Source organism: Pseudomonas sp. NFACC37-1, from assembly GCF_900101575.1.
GTDB lineage: Bacteria > Pseudomonadota > Gammaproteobacteria > Pseudomonadales > Pseudomonadaceae > Aquipseudomonas > Aquipseudomonas fluorescens_AA.
Map to the genome: position 1 here is coordinate 1 of NZ_FMUZ01000049.1, position 17,318 is coordinate 17,318.

Genomic DNA, 17,318 nt, shown 5'->3' on the forward strand with positions numbered 1-17,318 from the left:
AAAAAAAAAGACTACTACGGCCTCTGCTGACTTCTCGCTCCGGCTTGCACCGTCGCCCTTTCAGGCACAAGGCGAGATCTCCCCAGGTAAGAACGCAATCCTTCACCACACAACCGCCGGATTTACGCAGCCTGATCCTTGACCACAAGAACTTCGCGGTTTTATGCCCGCTCGCCCTGATCGGCTTCGCCTTCTATCCGGTTCTTGTACATCGGCTCATGGCTTCGATCCACGCTTCCTCCCCACACTCGGTCGCCCTCATGCAGTTGCGCTTCACTTCGTTCGCTGTGGTCAGCTTACGGCGGGACTTTCACCCACAAGATTGCGCCCATGCTGGGCGCACATAAAAAACCCCGCTTGCTTTCGCAGGCGGGGTTTTTCGCTACAGGGGTAAGGCTGGCTTACATCATGCCGCCCATGCCACCCATGCCGCCCATGTCTGGCATGCCGCCGCCAGCTGGAGCGTCTTCCTTGATTTCAGCGATCATCGCCTCGGTGGTGATCATCAGGCTGGCAATCGACGAAGCCGCTTGCAGAGCCGAACGAGTCACTTTGGCCGGGTCCAGGATACCCATTTCGATCATGTCGCCGTATTCGCCGGTAGCAGCGTTGTAACCATAGTTACCCGAACCCTGCTTGACCTTGTCGACCACAACGCTTGGCTCGTCGCCGGAGTTGGCAACGATCTGGCGCAGCGGTGCTTCTACAGCGCGACGCAGCAACTGGATGCCCACGTTCTGGTCATCGTTGTCGCCTTTGAGTTCGCTGATGGCTTGCAGGGCACGAACCAGTGCCACGCCACCGCCAGGTACCACGCCTTCTTCGACGGCTGCGCGGGTAGCGTGCAGGGCGTCTTCAACGCGGGCTTTCTTCTCTTTCATTTCAACTTCGGAACCGGCGCCAACCTTGATCACTGCAACGCCGCCGGACAGCTTGGCCAGGCGCTCTTGCAGTTTTTCACGGTCGTAGTCGGACGAAGTCTCGGCCACTTGTGCGCGGATCTGGGTCACGCGAGCCTGGATGTCAGCCTCGACGCCGGCACCGTCGATCACGGTGGTGTTTTCCTTGGACAGGATCACGCGCTTGGCGTTACCCAGGTGCTCCAGGGTAGTGCTTTCCAGGCTCAGGCCGATCTCTTCGGAGATCACGGTACCGCCGGTCAGTACGGCGATGTCCTGCAGCATGGCCTTGCGACGGTCGCCGAAGCCTGGAGCCTTGACGGCTGCGACTTTAACGATGCCACGCATGTTGTTCACAACCAGCGTCGCCAGGGCTTCGCCTTCAACATCTTCAGCCACGATCAACAGTGGGCGGCCGGCTTTGGCAACGGCTTCCAGCACGGGCAGCATTTCGCGGATGTTGGAGATCTTCTTGTCCACCAGCAGGATCAGCGGGCCGTCGAGCTCGGCGGTCATGGTGTCCGGCTTGTTGACGAAGTACGGGGACAGGTAGCCACGGTCGAACTGCATGCCTTCTACAACCGACAGTTCGTTTTCCAGGCCCGAGCCTTCCTCAACGGTGATCACGCCTTCTTTACCGACTTTTTCCATGGCTTCGGCAATGATGTCGCCGATGGAGTTGTCGGAGTTGGCGGAGATGGTGCCGACCTGAGCGATCGCCTTGGTGTCAGCGCATGGCTTGGACAGGGCTTTGAGCTCTTTGACAATGGCGATGGTCGCCTTGTCGATGCCGCGCTTGAGGTCCATCGGGTTCATGCCGGCAGCGACGGCTTTCAGGCCTTCGTTGACGATCGACTGAGCCAGTACGGTCGCGGTGGTGGTGCCGTCACCGGCGTCATCGTTGGCACGGGAGGCAACGTCTTTGACCAGCTGCGCGCCCATGTTTTCGAAGCGATCTTTCAGCTCGATTTCCTTGGCTACGGAAACGCCGTCCTTGGTGATGGTCGGAGCGCCGAAGCTCTTCTCGATGATCACGTTACGGCCTTTCGGGCCCAGGGTCGCTTTTACTGCGTCAGCCAGGACGTTGACACCGGCGAGCATTTTCTTGCGGGCGGAATCGCCGAATTTAACTTCTTTAGCAGCCATGATCGATATTCCTTAAATACTTTGTAGTCGCGGGAAAATGAGCGGGAAATCAGCCTTCGACAACAGCGAGAATTTCGCTCTCGCCGATAACCAGCAGGTCTTCGCCATCAACTTTCACAGTGTTGCTACCGGAGTAAGGGCCGAACACAACCTTGTCACCCACTTTCACGGACAGCGCACGTACTTCACCGTTTTCCAGGGCCTTGCCTGGGCCTACAGCGAGGACTTCACCCTGGTTTGGCTTTTCAGCAGCCGAACCTGGCAGGACGATACCGCCAGCGGTTTTCTTTTCTTCTTCGCTGCGACGGACGACGACGCGGTCATGCAGAGGACGAAGCTTCATTGTCGATCTCTCCTAATTGTGGTTTTCATCGGCCGGTGTAGTCCCGGCGGGTTTAACGAATCCGGCTGTGCCGGGTGCGGTTCGTCAAGCGAACCGCGGAAGTCTGTCCGGTGTTGCCACCGGAAACCTTGCGGTGACCCATACATAAGGGCGCACAAGGCGATTACAAGGGCACGGCATGAAATTTTTTACTTCTCGGAACCGAAAACGAACACGGCACCCGAAGGTGCCGTGTCGCGGTTTTTTACTTGGGGTCGCGATGTTCGAATTCGCCTTCGATCACGTTGGGCTCACGGCCCAGGGGTTCTCGCGGAGCCGGCCCGCCACGGGGCTGCAGGTCATCGGCGAAGGCCCGCTGGCGCATCGCCTGCTCTTCGGCGCGCTGGCGCATTTTATTGGCCAGCAGCCGACGGGTGAACGGCAACAGCATGACCAGGCCCAGCACGTCGCTGATAAAGCCTGGCAGGATCAACAGGCCGCCACCCAATGCCAGCATCAGGCCTTCGAGCATGGTCTGGGCAGGCAGCTCGCCACGGTTCAGGCTTTCACGGGCACGCAATGCCGTGGCGAGGCCGGCGATGCGCAGCACGAACACGCCGAGCATCGAGCCGAGAATGACCAGCAACAACGCCGGGAAAAACCCGATCGCACCGCTGACCTTGACGAATACGAACAGCTCCAACACCGGAAACAGCAGAAAGAGCAACAAAAAAGGGCGCATCAAATGGTTCCTCAACGCAAGAATGCCTTGCTATGAAACCCTAAATGACGTCGCCCTTTCGTGAATTCAAGCGTCGGCCTCGGCATTTTTTGGCCATTGCTCGGCGTGAGCCAAGTAAACCAAGGCTTCGCGCACTTGTGTCGGCGTGTTGCAAGGTGCCGCAAACGCCAGCCAGTGCAGGCCCAGGCCAATGCGCAGGTGCATGCCCTCGCTGTCGATGCCCACCAGTTGCGCCGGTTCGCTTTTCGGCAGGCCGGCCAGTTCCACGTAATGGGCGATGGCTTTGGCGTGATCGGCGTTCATGTGCTCGATCATGCTGGCTTCGGCTTTGCCGGCGAAGGGGTTGGCCAGGGTGAGCCGGTCGATCCAGTGAATGGCGCCAAAGCCGCCGATGTAGCGATGGCGCACCGGCTCGAGCACCCAGAAATCGAAGTCATGGGCTTTATGGTAGTTCTGCGAGTCAGGGAAATAGCGGTAATAACGCTCGGCGGCCGCTTCGATGGCGGCGCTGTCTTCGAGCTTCCGGGCTTCGGCCAGGTAGGTCAGGCGCCCCACGGCCTGCACATCCTCGGCACCGCGCTCGCCCACCAGCATCGAACACTTGGGGTCTTTTTGCAGGTTGTGAGTGTGCTGGGCAATGCGGCTGATCAGGATCAGCGGCCAGCCTTGTGCGTCCAGGCAATACGGGACGACGGAGCCGAACGGAAAGCCGGGCATGGATTTGGAATGAGTGGAGAGCATTCCACGGTATTCCTTGAGCAGCAGTTCCCGGGCATGTCTGGCAGCTTCAACGCTCAATTTATGACTCCTCTTATGAAATCCGTCTAGAAAACGGTCGGGCGACTGGAGTAATGTTCCGATATACCTAGGGGACAGTTCGCGTGTGCAGTCGGGCTGCACCGTCACAAATTCGAGAAACCGCCCAACAGGTCCTCCTCCACCGCTGCGCCAGCTGGAACATGAGAATGCAACTCACTGACAAAGTAATCATTATCACCGGCGGTTGCCAGGGCCTGGGCCGTTCCATGGCCGAGTATTTCGCCGACAAAGGCGCAAAGCTGGCGCTGGTGGACCTCAACCAGGAAAAACTCGACCAGGCGGTGGCCGCCTGCGCAGCCAAGGGCGTCGAGGCCCGCGCCTACCTATGCAATGTCGCCAATGAAGATCAGGTGATCGACATGGTTGCCCGGGTGGCCGAGGACTTCGGCGCGATCCACGGCTTGATCAACAACGCCGGGATCCTGCGCGATGGCCTGCTGCTCAAGGTCAAGGACGGCGAAATGACCAAGATGAGCCTGGCCCAGTGGCAGGCCGTGATCGACGTCAACCTCACCGGCGTGTTCCTGTGCACCCGTGAAGTGGCGGCGAAAATGGTCGATCTGAAAAACAGCGGCGCCATCATCAATATCTCGTCGATTTCCCGTGCCGGCAATGTTGGCCAGACCAACTATTCGGCCGCCAAGGCCGGTGTGGCTGCCGCCACCGTGACCTGGGCGAAGGAACTGGCGCGCTACGGCATCCGTGTCGCCGGCATCGCACCGGGCTTCATCGAAACCGAGATGACCCTGGGCATGAAACCCGAAGCCCTGGAGAAAATGACCTCGGGGATTCCGCTCAAGCGCATGGGCAAGCCCGAGGAGATCGCCCATTCGGCGGCGTATATCTTCGAAAATGACTACTACACCGGTCGGATCCTGGAGATGGATGGCGGGTTGCGGATCTAAGGTCACCGCAAACCAAATGTGGGAGCGGGCTTGCTCGCGAATGCGGTGTGTCATTCAACGGATAAGTTGACTGATCTACCGCATTCGCGAGCAAGCCCGCTCCCACAGGGGCCGGCGTGCGATCAATCGTCGCTGACGGTGATGTTCGGCATCACCGGTGACGCAGCCTCTTGCAACACAATCCGCGCGCCCACGTGGCGGGCCAGTTCCTGATAGACCATGGCGATCTGGCTGTCCGGTTCGGCGATGACCGTCGGTTTGCCGCCGTCGGCCTGTTCACGGATCACCATCGACAGCGGCAGCGAAGCCAGCAATTCGACGCCGTACTGGGTCGCCAGTTTTTCCCCGCCACCTTCGCCGAACAGGTGCTCGGCATGTCCGCAATTGGAGCAGATGTGCACGGCCATGTTTTCTACCACGCCCAGCACGGGGATGTTCACCTTGCGAAACATCTCCACGCCCTTGCGCGCGTCCAGCAGGGCCAGGTCCTGGGGAGTGGTGACGATCACCGCACCGGCCACCGGGACTTTCTGCGCCAGCGTCAGCTGGATATCGCCGGTGCCCGGCGGCATGTCGATCACCAGGTAATCCAGGTCGCCCCACGCGGTTTGCGTGACCAGTTGCAGCAAGGCCCCGGAAACCATCGGTCCGCGCCAGACCATCGGCGTGTTGTCGTCGGTCAGGAAGGCCATGGACATGACTTCCACGCCATGGGATTGCAGCGGCACGAACCACTTCTGGTCCTTGATCTGGGGCCGGGTGCCCTCGGCGATCCCGAACATGATGCCCTGGCTCGGGCCGTAGATGTCCGCGTCGAGAATCCCGACCTTCGCCCCTTCACGGGCCAGGGCCAGGGCCAGGTTGGCGGCGGTGGTGGACTTGCCCACCCCGCCCTTGCCCGAGGCCACGGCGATCACGTTCTTGACGTTGGCCAGCCCCGGCACCTGCGCCTGGGCCTTATGGGCAGCGATCACGCTGGTGACCTTGACTGTCGCGGCGGTCACGCCGTCCAGGCCTTCGATCGCCATTTGCAGCATCTGCGCCCAGCCGCTCTTGAAGAGGTCGGCGGCGTAGCCGATTTCCAGCTGGACACTGACGCGATCGCCCTGGATGTCGATGGCGCGCACGCATCCGGCGCTGACCGGGTCCTGGTTCAGGTAGGGGTCGGTGTACTGGCGAAGGACGGTTTCCACCGCTGCGCGGTTGACGGCGCTCATGGGCAACTCCGATAGCAAGACTTGAAAAACAGGCCGCTATCCTACGCCCCGCGCTTGCGCGTGGCGACCCGATTACAGCAGGGCGAACACCTTTTGTGGCGAGGGGATTCATCCCCGCTGGACTGCGCAGCAGTCCCAAAACATTCGAACCTGACGAGCCTGACTCACCGAGGTGCCGGGTCTTGGGGTTGCTTCGCAACCCAGCGGGGATGAATCCCCTCGCCACAGATTGTGCCTGGCTCAGGCCTTTCGCCGTTCCCAACCGATGCATGCGGAAACAGGCCAGTGGGGTGAAATATATTTCCCAGCGCTTTATAGTGGCCGACCTCCGTTTCATCAAGTAGCCGAGCCCCATGTCCGAGCCACGCAAGATTCTCGTCACCAGCGCCCTGCCCTATGCCAATGGTTCGATTCACCTCGGCCATATGCTGGAATACATCCAGACCGATATGTGGACGCGCTTCCAGAAACATCGCGGCAACCAGTGCATCTATGTCTGCGCCGACGACGCCCACGGTTCGGCCATCATGCTGCGTGCGGAAAAGGAAGGCATCACCCCGGAACAACTGATCGCCAACGTCCAGGCCGAACACAGCGCCGACTTTGCCGAGTTCCTGGTGGACTTCGACAACTTCCACTCCACTCACGCCGAAGAAAACCGTGAGCTGTCGAGCCAGATCTACCTGAAGCTGCGTGACGCCGGGCACATCGCTACCCGTTCGGTCACCCAGTATTTCGACCCGGAAAAGAACATGTTCCTGGCCGACCGCTTCATCAAGGGCACCTGCCCGAAATGCGGCACCGAAGACCAGTACGGCGACAACTGTGAAAAATGCGGCGCCACCTACGCACCGACCGACCTGAAGGACCCGAAATCGGCGATTTCCGGCGCCACCCCGGTGCTCAGGGACTCCCAGCACTTCTTCTTCAAGCTGCCGGATTTCCAGGAGATGCTGCAAACCTGGACCCGCAGCGGCACGTTGCACGACGCGGTGGCCAACAAGCTCGCCGAATGGCTCGATTCCGGCCTGCAAGAGTGGGACATTTCCCGCGATGCGCCGTACTTCGGCTTCGAAATCCCCGGCGAGCCCGGCAAGTATTTCTACGTGTGGCTGGATGCGCCCATCGGCTACATGGCGAGCTTCAAGAACCTTTGCGACCGCACGCCTGAACTGGACTTCGACGCGTTCTGGGGCAAGGACTCCACGGCCGAGGTGTATCACTTCATCGGCAAGGACATCGTCAACTTCCACGCGCTGTTCTGGCCCGCCATGCTCGAAGGCGCCGGTTTCCGCAAGCCCACCGGCATCAACGTCCACGGCTACCTGACCGTCAATGGCCAGAAGATGTCCAAGTCCCGCGGCACCTTCATCAAGGCCCGGACCTACCTGGACCACCTGTCGCCGGAATACCTGCGCTACTACTACGCGGCCAAGCTCGGCCGCGGCGTCGACGACCTGGACCTGAACCTCGAAGACTTCGTGCAGAAGGTCAACTCCGACCTGGTGGGCAAGGTTGTCAACATTGCCAGCCGTTGCGCCGGGTTCATCCACAAGGGGAACGCCGGGGTCCTGGTCGCCGGTAACGCTGCGCCGGAACTGACCGACGCTTTCCTGGCGGCGGCACCCAGCATCGCCGATGCCTACGAGAGCCGCGACTTTGCCCGCGCCATGCGCGAAATCATGGCCCTGGCCGACCGTGCCAATGCCTGGATCGCCGACAAGGCTCCATGGTCGCTGGCCAAGCAGGAAGGCAAGCAGGACGAAGTCCAGGCCATCTGCGCCTTGGGCATCAACCTGTTCCGCCAGTTGGTGATCTTCCTCAAGCCGGTGCTGCCGTTGCTGGCCGCGGATGCCGAAGCCTTCCTGAACGTCGCGCCGCTGACCTGGAACGACCACCAGACGCTGCTGAGCAACCATCAGTTGAACGCGTTCAAGCCGTTGATGACCCGTATCGATGCCACCAAGGTCCAAGCCATGATCGACGCGTCCAAGGAAGACCTGGCCGCCAGCCAGACCGATACCGGCGGCCCGACCGGCAACGGTGAATTGACCAAGGATCCGTTGTCGCCGGAAATCGACTTCGACACTTTCGCTGCCGTTGACCTGCGCGTGGCGCTGATCGTCAAGGCCGAGGCCGTCGAAGGGGCCGACAAGCTGCTGCGCCTGACCCTGGACATCGGCGATGAGCAACGCAACGTGTTCTCCGGCATCAAGAGTGCCTACCCGGACCCGGCCAAGCTCGAAGGTCGGTTGACGATGATGATCGCCAACCTCAAGCCGCGCAAAATGCGCTTCGGTATCTCCGAAGGCATGGTGATGGCGGCGGGCCCCGGTGGCGAGGAAATCTACCTGTTGAGCCCGGACAGCGGCGCCAAGCCGGGCCAGCGGATCAAGTAACGCGACCGCGTGCTGCACCGATCCCACAGTCGCCTTGCAGGTGGCTGTGGGATTTTCATATCTGGCCCGCACTCCCGGCGTGCCGGATAATGCCTAATCTTGTAACAGGCCCTTTGTCGCCCACACGCCCATGACCGAAATCGTCCTCACGCTGTTCAGCGCTGCCCTGATCAACAACCTGGTGTTGCATTGGCCGCTGGGCGTCGATCCGCTGCTGGCGGCCAACTGCAGAAGGCAGGTGCACGCCCTGGGCCTGGCAACGGCGTGCCTGATGCTGATCGTCGGCACCCTGGGTTATCTGGTCGACCATGGGGTGCTCGTGCCAGCGAATCTGACATTCCTGCGCCTGTTGGTCTGGCTGCCCTTGAGCGTGCTGCTGATCGGGCCCTTGCTGCGCCTGCTGGCGCGCTGGCTGCCAGCATGGTCATTCGAAGGGTTGTGGCCGCTGTTGCTCGGCAATGCCGGCATCCTGGGCGTCACGCTGCTCAACGGTCAGGAAGACCGAGGCCTGGGCCACGCCGTGGCGCTGAGCCTGGGGGCCGGGCTAGGCTTCTGGCTGGTGCTGGGCCTGTTCGACGATCTGCGCCAGCGCACCTTCAATCACGCTATTGCCTTGCCCTTTCGGGGCCTGCCGATTCAGTTGATCAGTGCCGGACTGATGGCGGTGGCCTTTCTCGGATTGCGCGGGCTGGTCAAAACATGAGCCTGATTCAACGTATCGACGCCCTGTTGCCGCAGACCCAATGCGGCAAGTGCGGCCACCCCGGGTGCAAGCCCTACGCCGAAGGCATCGCCCAAGGCGAGCCGATCAACAAATGCCCGCCCGGCGGGCGCGAAACCATCGCGGCCCTGGCCGAGCTGATGAAAATACCAGTGCTGGAACTGGACACCAGCCGCGGCGTGGCTCCGGCGCAAATCGCCTTCATCCGCGAAGCCGAATGCATCGGCTGCACCAAGTGCATCCAGGCCTGTCCGGTGGACGCGATTGTCGGCGCGGCCAAGCTGATGCACACCGTCCTCATCGACGAATGCACCGGCTGTGACCTGTGCGTGGCGCCCTGCCCGGTCGACTGCATCGAAATGCGGCCTCTGCCGACGGCAAACGTGTTGCCGATTGTCGGCGGCCTGGCCTTCAGCGCCGCCGAGCAACAGGCGCGAACGGCCAAGCGCAACCACGCCCGGCGCCGCTTCGAACAGCGCAATGCGCGCCTGCGCCGCGAAGAAGAACAGCGTCAGGCGGAGCGCTTGGCCCGTACCCAGCGCGCGGCCCAGGCCAAGGAACAGGAGCGGCCGCTCGATCCCGTACAAGCCGCACTGGAACGCGTGCGCGCGCAAAAAGCCGCCACCGCCGATGCCGCCTTGAAAAAAGCCAAGGTTGACCTGGCCATGAGTCGGGCGCAGTTGAACAAATCCTTGAAAGCGTTCGGCCATCCACCAACCTTCGAGCAGCAGTCGCAACTGATCCTGTTGCAACGCCAGTTCGAAGCGGCCGAGCAGGCCCTGAGCCAACTGGAAAACGCCGCACCAGTGACCACTCCAGCCCCGGCTCCGGCACAAAGCGCCGAACTGAAGCGGGCCAAGATCCAACTGGCGATGCGCCGCGCCGAACTCAGCAAAGCCCGTACGGCAGCGGCATCGGATGAACAACTGCAGGCGTTGGAGCAAGCGGTGAAGGATGCCGAACGCCAGGTGGACGTCCATGCCGCTTCCTGAGCCCATGGACGAACGGCTGCGGCCAGCGATGACGCGGGTGTTGCTGGCGACACTGCCCGGCGTACTGGCGCTACTGTGGTTTCAGGGCTGGGGCGTGGCGCTCAACCTGCTGTTGTCAGGCCTCACTGCGCTGGCGGTCGAGGCGTTGGTCCTGCGTTTGCGCCGCCGACCGCTCAAACCCGAGCTGAACGATGGCAGCGCGCTGGTCAGTGCCACGCTGTTGGCCCTGGCCTTGCCGGCGTATTGTCCCTGGTGGCTGACCGTCACCGCGGCCGCCTGCGCCTTGCTGTTCGGCAAGCACCTGTGGGGCGGCGTCGGTAGCAACCCGTTCAACCCGGCAATGCTCGGCTATGCCCTGGTGTTGGTGGCGTTTCCCGCCTATATGAGTCCCGCGTCCCACAGCTTGGGCCTGCTTGAAGGCTTGCAACAGGTGTTCGGCACTCATCCGGCGCCCGACGCCTGGGCCGGGGCCACCGCGCTGGACAGCCTGCGGACGAACACGAGCCTGACCATCGATGAACTGTTCGCCAGCGATCCGGCGTTCGGGCGTTTCGGTGGCCGCGGTGCCGAATGGGTCAATCTGGCCTTCCTGGCAGGCGGTCTGTTTCTGTTGCAGCAACGGGTGTTCAGCTGGCATGCGCCGGTGGGTCTGCTGGCGAGCCTGTTTATCGTCAGCCTGCTGTGCTGGAACGGGTCGGGGTCCGACTCCCATGGCTCACCGCTGTTTCATCTGTTCAGCGGCGCAACCATGCTTGGCGCGTTTTTTATCGCGACCGAGCCAGTCTCGGGCGCCAAGGCCCCTCTCGCCCGCCTGCTGTTTGGCGCGGGCATGGGGCTGCTGGTCTACCTGATCCGCACTTGGGGTGGCTACCCCGATGGCGTAGCGTTCGCGGTGTTGCTGATGAACCTCGGCGTGCCGGCACTGGACCGGTTTGCCGAGGCGCGACAACGGCGGCCACTGACATGAAGAATCCCCGCGGCGTGGCAATCCTGATCCTGCTGATCGGCCTCGGTAGCAGTGCCACTTACCTCACACACCTCGGCACCGCTGGGCGCATCGAGGCCCAGCGGCAAGCGCTGGCGAACAGGACCTTGCTTGAGGTGCTGCCCACTGGCCTCTACGACAATCAGCCATTGGCGCACCCCGTTTTCACCGCCTCGGTGACCTTGGCCCATAGCACGCTGCTGGGCGGTTATCTGGCGAGCCGCAATGGCCAGCCCAGCGCCGTGCTGCTGCGTAGCCAGGCGCCGGGCTATGAAGGCAGCATCGAATTGCTGGTCGCCATCGACCCACAGGGCCGGCTGCTGGGCGTCAAGACGCTGCGCCAAGCCGAAACACCCGGGTTGGGCGCGGCGATTGCCGGCTGGCCGAACACCTGGATGCAGGTCTTCATCGGCAAATCACGCCAGGCGCCTGACGACAGCGGCTGGGCCCTGAAGAAGGACCAGGGACAGTTCGATCAACTGGCCGGCGCAACGGTGACGTCCCGGGCGGTGGTCCAAGCGGTTCACGACGCGTTGCGTTACTTCGACGAGCACAAGGCTCAGTTGGGAGTGCCTGCCAATGAATAAGCCATGGGGCCTGACACACGGCCTGCTGCTCGTCCCGCTGGTGGGCGCCAGCGATTCGCTGATGGCCGCGCTGGTGCTATGGCTGGCCTGGGCCTTGATGTTCTTCTGCCTGGGCTTGGCGATGGGGTGTGTCCGACAACGCCTGACAACCGCGCAACAACTGCTCGCCGCCATCGTGCTGGCCGCTACCCTGACCACCTGCATAGGTTTTGTCGTCCAGGCCTGGGCATTGGAACTGTATCGACCGCTGAGCCTTTACCTGGGCTGGATCGCCTTGAGCTGCGTGGCGCTGGAACATGCGGGTTTCTTCGTTGAGTCTCGCTTGCCTGGACGCCTCAGGCTGGCTGGGGTGTTCGGTCTCTTGATGGTCAGCCTGGGCGCCCTGCGGGAGCTGATCGGCAGCGGCCTGCCCCTGGCCTTGCTCGCCCCGGGCGGGTTCATTCTGCTCGGGCTGCTGCTGGCGGCTCGACAGGCCTGGACGACAGCCAAATCCCCTTCAACCACCGAGGAAACGCCGCGCCCATGAACGCCGCAAAACGCCTGGAAATATTCCGTCGCTTTCACGAGGACAACCCGGAACCGAAAACCGAACTGGCCTATTCCTCGCCGTTCGAGTTGCTGATCGCGGTCATCCTGTCGGCCCAGTCCACCGACGTCGGCGTCAACAAGGCCACGGCTAAATTGTTCCCGGTCGCCAACACCCCGGAGGCGATCTACGCCCTGGGCGTCGAAGGGTTATCCGAGTACATCAAGACCATCGGTCTGTTCAACAGCAAGGCCAAAAACGTGATCGAAACCTGCCGCCTGCTGATCGAGCGCCACGGCAGCGAAATCCCGCAGACCCGTGAAGCGCTGGAAGCCCTTCCAGGCGTCGGCCGCAAAACCGCCAACGTCGTGCTCAATACCGCTTTCCGGCAGTTGACCATGGCGGTCGACACCCACATTTTCCGCGTCAGCAACCGTACCGGGCTGGCCCCCGGCAAAAACGTGGTGGAGGTGGAGAAGAAGCTGATGAAGTTTGTCCCCAAGGAATACCTGCTGGACTCCCATCACTGGCTCATCCTCCATGGACGCTACGTCTGCCTGGCGCGCAAGCCCCGCTGCGGCAGCTGTCGAATCGAAGATTTATGCGAATACAAGCACAAGACCTCGGACGATTGAGACGCTATTGCTTTTATCGATCTATCGATTGAAAAAATCTTTTTTACCAGCCCGTGGTTTATCGATATAAGGAGCGCCAATGGCAGTCTTAGCCTGGAGTCGAACCCATGAGTGCTGGCAAAGAACAACTGGATGTAGAAGACGAATTCATCGCCGTTGAGGCCGACGACGGTGAACCTGCGGTCGTGCCGGAAGTAGCGAAAACCAACCTGAGCAAGCGCCGCACCATCGATAACCTGCTGGAAGAGCGTCGTTTACAGAAGCAACTGGCCGATTACGACTTTGACCTCTGACACGTAAAAGCCTCCCTGATGGAGGCTTTTTACTGAGTACGCGTGACAGCAGCCTCACACCAACCCATTGCGCTGCGCCAGCTCGATCAGGTCGACCAGCGAACGGGCATTGAGCTTCAATAACAGACGGGTCTTGTAAGTACTGACGGTCTTGTTGCTCAAGAACATTCCATCGGCGATTTCCTTGTTGGTCTTGCCGCGCGCCAGTTGCTGCAAGACCATCATCTCCCGCCCCGACAACCGATCGACCATATCGGACTCACTGGCATTACCCAGGCTCGATCGCACCGTATGCAATGCCTGGTTGGGAAAGTAACTGTAGCCGGACAGCACTGCCTTGATTGCACTTAATAATTCAGTAAGGTCCTGTTGCTTGCAGACATACCCGGCCGCCCCTGTCTGCATGCAGCGCATTGAAAAATGTCCAGGCGCCTGGGAAGTCAGTACCAATACCTTCATTGACGATGGTATGGCCGTCAAACGGGCAATGACCTCCAACCCGTCCAGCTTCGGAATACCGATATCGAGAATGACGATATCGGGCATAAGTTCACGAGCAAGTTGTAACGCATCGACGCCGTTGTCGGTTTCGGCAACGACCTCATAACCATGACGCTCCATCAGCAAACGTACAGCAAGACGAATGACGGGATGATCATCCACGATCAGCACTTTATTCATGGGCAAATCCAACTTCGCTGTTCGAATTTTTAGAGCACGCACAATAGCCTAGTCATTTCTACCTTGGCATGCCGCCCCCCCCTGACCGCTCGCACCGAGAGACAGATCCTACAAGCTATACAGAAAACTCCTACAAATCCCGCCGGGAAAAATGTGTCCTCAATTTTTTACAGAGAAGGACCGACCGCCCTTGAGCATCCGGTACCCCGATGAATAATGCGCTCTTTCGTCGCCATGCCTGCCTGCGGACCGCTCAACGGAAAGCACTTCACTCATAAAGAGTAACTGAATTATTTACTGTTAAAACTGCCTCCCCTCACTTCAGCAATGGAAATTCATATATAAGAGACATTCAGGCATCCGATATAAAAAAATCGATACCCTGATGGTTTCAGCAATAACCTATCAACTAATGATATTTATTTTTCAACCCACTCACCGAGCATGAATATTCCATGAGCCTTAACCATGAACAAACCTTTGAAGACCATCACCAACCCCATGACCCTTATCGCCATATTCGCAACTTTATCCGAAACGTCCGCGGCTATTTCCCTGCCTTTTCTCGATGACCAGGACCGTGAATATTATCTCTGGTTCCTGATCAGCTTTCCCTTTTACTTATTGCTGCTTTTTTTCATCACCCTCAACTTCAATTATCGCTCCTTGTATTCACCTTCGGATTTCCGCAAGAGCAAACACTTCATAAAGACCATGGATGACGCGACGTGTCGGCGCAAACGAATGCTGCGTCGAGCGGGCAAGGACCAACGGCGGCGACTGATAGGTCTTCATCGCCCCAGGCATGAACCGCCGGACACCTTTTGCATGCTATGCCGCCGCCTGAGCGAAACTTGCCGACCTGAGCATTTGAAGCACGCCGGCACCGTCGTGTACGTCATTTACCACCACACAGACCTTGCAAGCCACGGGCAGGATGGATGAGCCATCAGGAGACAGTGCTGCAGCCAATAGGCTGCCCGTGCAAAACAGAGGGCAAAAAAAACGGCCTGCTCAAGGCAGGCCGTTTTTTTATCGCCAGGGTCAGAACAGCTTGCGACCCTTGTTCGCCGCGATGCGCATGCGCAGGGCGTTGAGCTTGATGAAGCCAGCCGCGTCGGCCTGGTTGTAGGCACCGCCGTCTTCTTCGAAGGTCGCGATGTTGGCGTCGAACAGCGACTCGTCGGACTTGCGCCCGGTGACGATCACGTTGCCCTTGTACAGCTTCAGGCGTACCACGCCATTCACGTGAGCCTGGGAGGCGTCGATCATCTGCTGCAGCATCAGACGCTCAGGGCTCCACCAGTAGCCGGTGTAGATCAGGCTGGCGTACTTGGGCATCAGCTCGTCCTTGAGGTGAGCCACTTCGCGGTCCAGGGTGATCGATTCGATCGCCCGGTGAGCGCGCAGCATGATGGTACCGCCCGGGGTTTCGTAGCAGCCGCGGGACTTCATGCCGACATAGCGGTTCTCGACGATGTCCAGACGACCGATGCCGTGTTCGCCGCCAATGCGGTTCAGGGTCGCCAGCACAGTGGCCGGGCTCATTTCCACGCCGTCCAGCGCGACGATATCGCCATTGCGATAGGTCAGCTCCAGGTATTGCGGAGTATCGGGGGCCTTCTCCGGGGAGACGGTCCAACGCCACATGTCTTCTTCGTGCTCGGTCCAGGTGTCTTCCAGCACGCCGCCTTCATAGGAGATGTGCAGCAGGTTGGCATCCATCGAGTACGGGGATTTCTTCTTGCCGTGACGCTCGATTGGAATCGCGTGCTTCTCGGCGTAGTCCATCAGTTTTTCACGGGACAGCAAGTCCCATTCACGCCACGGGGCGATGACTTTCACGCCCGGCTTGAGGGCATAGGCGCCCAGCTCGAAACGCACCTGGTCGTTGCCTTTGCCGGTAGCGCCGTGGGAAATGGCATCGGCGCCGGTTTCGTTGGCGATTTCGATCAGGCGCTTGGCAATCAACGGACGGGCGATGGACGTACCCAGCAGGTACTCGCCTTCGTAAACGGTGTTGGCGCGGAACATCGGGAACACGAAGTCGCGGACGAACTCTTCGCGCAGGTCATCGATGTAGATCTCTTTGACGCCCATGGCCTGGGCCTTGGCGCGTGCAGGCTCGACTTCCTCGCCCTGCCCCAGGTCAGCGGTGAAGGTCACCACTTCACAGTTATAAGTGTCCTGCAGCCACTTCAGGATCACCGAAGTGTCCAGGCCGCCGGAATACGCCAGAACGACCTTGTTTACGTCCGCCATGCCATCACTCCACGGGTTGTACGGAAAGCCGTGAAGTCTAACGTCCAGCGCGAATAATTTACAGGGGCGCGACAGCTTATGACGACGAAGCGACAGATTATGTCGAACGCGCGACGGTCAAAATCGAATCAGGAGGTCCGCGCAGTCGTCCCGACGGGCGTGGGTGCCGGTGTCTTGGCCGGCGCCGCGGTGGGCGCCGGCACCTTGGCAGGGGCCGCAGCCGGTGCGGGCTGCGCGGCGGGAGCCTGGGGTGCCGGTGCTTCGCTAGCCGCCACGCGCTCAAGGCGCACGACCACGCGACGGTTCTTGGCCCGGTTGGCGGCGTTGGTGTTGGGCACCAAGGGATAACGCTCGCCGTGGAAGCGCAGGGTAATCTGCGACTCCTGGAAACCATTGGCCTTGAAGAAATCCTGGACTGCCAGGGCCCGGCGGCGCGACAGTTCGCGGTTGGTCAGGCGATTGCCGCTGTTGTCGGAGTGACCGTCAAGCTCGACATGATTGACGCTCGGATCGGCCTTGATGAAGTCGAGCATCACCTGCAACTGGGCCTTGGCCCGGGCATCGAGTTCGACTTCCTCGCCGGGGAAGCCGATCTGGGTCTGCTTCACCTGTTCGAAATTCTTCGGCAACAACTTGGCCACACAGCTCTGATAATCGCTGAAGGCTTTGTTGAAACGCACCGGCAGCAAGCGGACTTCCGACACTCGACCGTCCTCGGTGTTGCGCCGTACCACAGGGCTACGACCGTCCATCAGCCCACTGATCAAGCGTCCGGCCTGGACCTGGGAGCTGTTGAACAATACATCGCCACTGCCAATGCTGACCGAGCCCAGGTTGATATCGCCGCGCCCCGGTTGCCACGGTGCGGCCGCCGCCAGCAAGGTGGCCGAACCGCCGCCCAGCATCGGGTTATAACTCTTGAGGCGGAACGTGGCCTGCTCGCCCGCCCGGCGCACGAACTCGCCAGTGCCGAAATCGGTGATCGGCTGGCTGAGCCGGCACTCGAACTTGTCGCCTTCGACCGTCCACTCGATGCTCTCCAGACGGGTCTGGAAAGTGAGCGCCATGGCGGGAAGGCTGGCAAACACACTGAGCAAGGCTAGATAACGCTGGCGCACGGGAGGCTCCACTGACTTTTATACAAAGATCGACGCATGCTTGAGGGCATGGGGCATCGCACGGATTCG

At 60.6% G+C, this 17,318-nt stretch carries 17 protein-coding genes and 1 pseudogene; 10 read left to right on the plus strand and 8 right to left on the minus strand.

Annotated elements, in window-relative coordinates:
• Positions 1–401: 401 nt before the first annotated feature.
• The 4 genes from groL to BLP82_RS28140 form a co-directional block, all read right to left on the minus strand.
• On the minus strand, positions 402–2,045 hold the full coding sequence (gene groL, locus BLP82_RS28125; protein ID WP_053124505.1) for a chaperonin GroEL: 1,644 nt from the start codon (positions 2,043–2,045) through the stop codon (positions 402–404).
• Between the two features lie 49 nt (positions 2,046–2,094).
• Entirely contained in the window at positions 2,095–2,388 is a 294-nt protein-coding gene (locus BLP82_RS28130) for a co-chaperone GroES (protein WP_024619193.1), read from the minus strand.
• A 244-nt stretch (positions 2,389–2,632) separates the two neighbouring features.
• Complete coding sequence (locus BLP82_RS28135) at positions 2,633–3,109, minus strand: FxsA family protein (protein WP_060740954.1); 477 nt, start codon at positions 3,107–3,109, stop codon at positions 2,633–2,635.
• Between the two features lie 66 nt (positions 3,110–3,175).
• The gene (locus BLP82_RS28140; protein ID WP_092176202.1) at positions 3,176–3,907 is read right to left on the minus strand and encodes a HugZ family pyridoxamine 5'-phosphate oxidase; all 732 of its coding nucleotides are present in this window, start codon (positions 3,905–3,907) and stop codon (positions 3,176–3,178) included.
• Between the two features lie 167 nt (positions 3,908–4,074).
• Between BLP82_RS28140 and BLP82_RS28145 the strand changes: the two genes are divergently transcribed.
• A complete protein-coding gene (locus tag BLP82_RS28145) occupies positions 4,075–4,833 on the plus strand; it encodes an SDR family oxidoreductase (RefSeq protein ID WP_092176206.1) in 759 nt (252 codons plus the stop codon).
• A 122-nt stretch (positions 4,834–4,955) separates the two neighbouring features.
• Here the strand turns inward: BLP82_RS28145 and apbC are convergent, their stop codons facing one another.
• On the minus strand, positions 4,956–6,050 hold the full coding sequence (apbC, locus tag BLP82_RS28150) for an iron-sulfur cluster carrier protein ApbC (RefSeq protein WP_092176211.1): 1,095 nt from the start codon (positions 6,048–6,050) through the stop codon (positions 4,956–4,958).
• 353 nt (positions 6,051–6,403) lie between these two features.
• Between apbC and metG the strand changes: the two genes are divergently transcribed.
• The 8 genes from metG to BLP82_RS28190 all read left to right on the plus strand — a co-directional run bounded on the left by metG (position 6,404) and on the right by BLP82_RS28190 (position 13,188).
• Complete coding sequence (gene metG, locus BLP82_RS28155; protein ID WP_092176215.1) at positions 6,404–8,449, plus strand: methionine--tRNA ligase; 2,046 nt, start codon at positions 6,404–6,406, stop codon at positions 8,447–8,449.
• A gap of 130 nt (positions 8,450–8,579) precedes the next feature.
• Positions 8,580–9,152: an Rnf-Nqr domain containing protein gene (locus tag BLP82_RS28160; protein WP_092176218.1), complete on the plus strand. Its 573-nt coding sequence runs from the start codon at positions 8,580–8,582 to the stop codon at positions 9,150–9,152.
• Entirely contained in the window at positions 9,149–10,162 is a 1,014-nt protein-coding gene (gene rsxB, locus BLP82_RS28165) for an electron transport complex subunit RsxB (protein WP_092176223.1), read from the plus strand. The genes BLP82_RS28160 and rsxB overlap by 4 nt, the downstream gene beginning before the upstream one ends.
• Complete coding sequence (locus BLP82_RS28170; protein ID WP_092176228.1) at positions 10,149–11,129, plus strand: RnfABCDGE type electron transport complex subunit D; 981 nt, start codon at positions 10,149–10,151, stop codon at positions 11,127–11,129. The genes rsxB and BLP82_RS28170 overlap by 14 nt, the downstream gene beginning before the upstream one ends.
• A complete protein-coding gene (locus BLP82_RS28175; protein WP_092176231.1) occupies positions 11,126–11,734 on the plus strand; it encodes an RnfABCDGE type electron transport complex subunit G in 609 nt (202 codons plus the stop codon). The genes BLP82_RS28170 and BLP82_RS28175 overlap by 4 nt, the downstream gene beginning before the upstream one ends.
• Entirely contained in the window at positions 11,727–12,260 is a 534-nt protein-coding gene (locus tag BLP82_RS28180) for an Rnf-Nqr domain containing protein (protein ID WP_092176234.1), read from the plus strand. The genes BLP82_RS28175 and BLP82_RS28180 overlap by 8 nt, the downstream gene beginning before the upstream one ends.
• Entirely contained in the window at positions 12,257–12,895 is a 639-nt protein-coding gene (nth, locus tag BLP82_RS28185; protein ID WP_053124528.1) for an endonuclease III, read from the plus strand. Before BLP82_RS28180 ends, nth begins: the two co-directional genes overlap by 4 nt.
• Before the next feature lie 107 nt (positions 12,896–13,002).
• Positions 13,003–13,188, plus strand: coding sequence for a PA3496 family putative envelope integrity protein (locus BLP82_RS28190; RefSeq protein WP_072408699.1), 186 nt, complete (start codon positions 13,003–13,005; stop codon positions 13,186–13,188).
• Between the two features lie 54 nt (positions 13,189–13,242).
• Here BLP82_RS28190 and BLP82_RS28195 read toward each other — a convergent pair whose 3' ends face one another.
• A complete protein-coding gene (locus tag BLP82_RS28195) occupies positions 13,243–13,869 on the minus strand; it encodes a response regulator transcription factor (RefSeq protein ID WP_053124532.1) in 627 nt (208 codons plus the stop codon).
• Positions 13,870–14,337: 468 nt separating this feature from the next.
• Between BLP82_RS28195 and BLP82_RS31290 the strand changes: the two are divergent.
• Positions 14,338–14,595, plus strand: a pseudogene (locus BLP82_RS31290) (hypothetical protein); the annotation flags it as partial.
• A 318-nt stretch (positions 14,596–14,913) separates the two neighbouring features.
• Here BLP82_RS31290 and BLP82_RS28205 read toward each other — a convergent pair.
• Both BLP82_RS28205 and BLP82_RS28210 read right to left on the minus strand, forming a co-directional pair.
• Positions 14,914–16,131 (minus strand): argininosuccinate synthase, encoded by a 1,218-nt coding sequence (locus tag BLP82_RS28205; RefSeq protein ID WP_003204943.1) that lies wholly within the window; start codon positions 16,129–16,131, stop codon positions 14,914–14,916.
• A gap of 128 nt (positions 16,132–16,259) precedes the next feature.
• The gene (locus tag BLP82_RS28210; RefSeq protein WP_092176243.1) at positions 16,260–17,249 is read right to left on the minus strand and encodes a flagellar protein MotY; all 990 of its coding nucleotides are present in this window, start codon (positions 17,247–17,249) and stop codon (positions 16,260–16,262) included.
• Positions 17,250–17,318 lie beyond the last annotated feature (69 nt).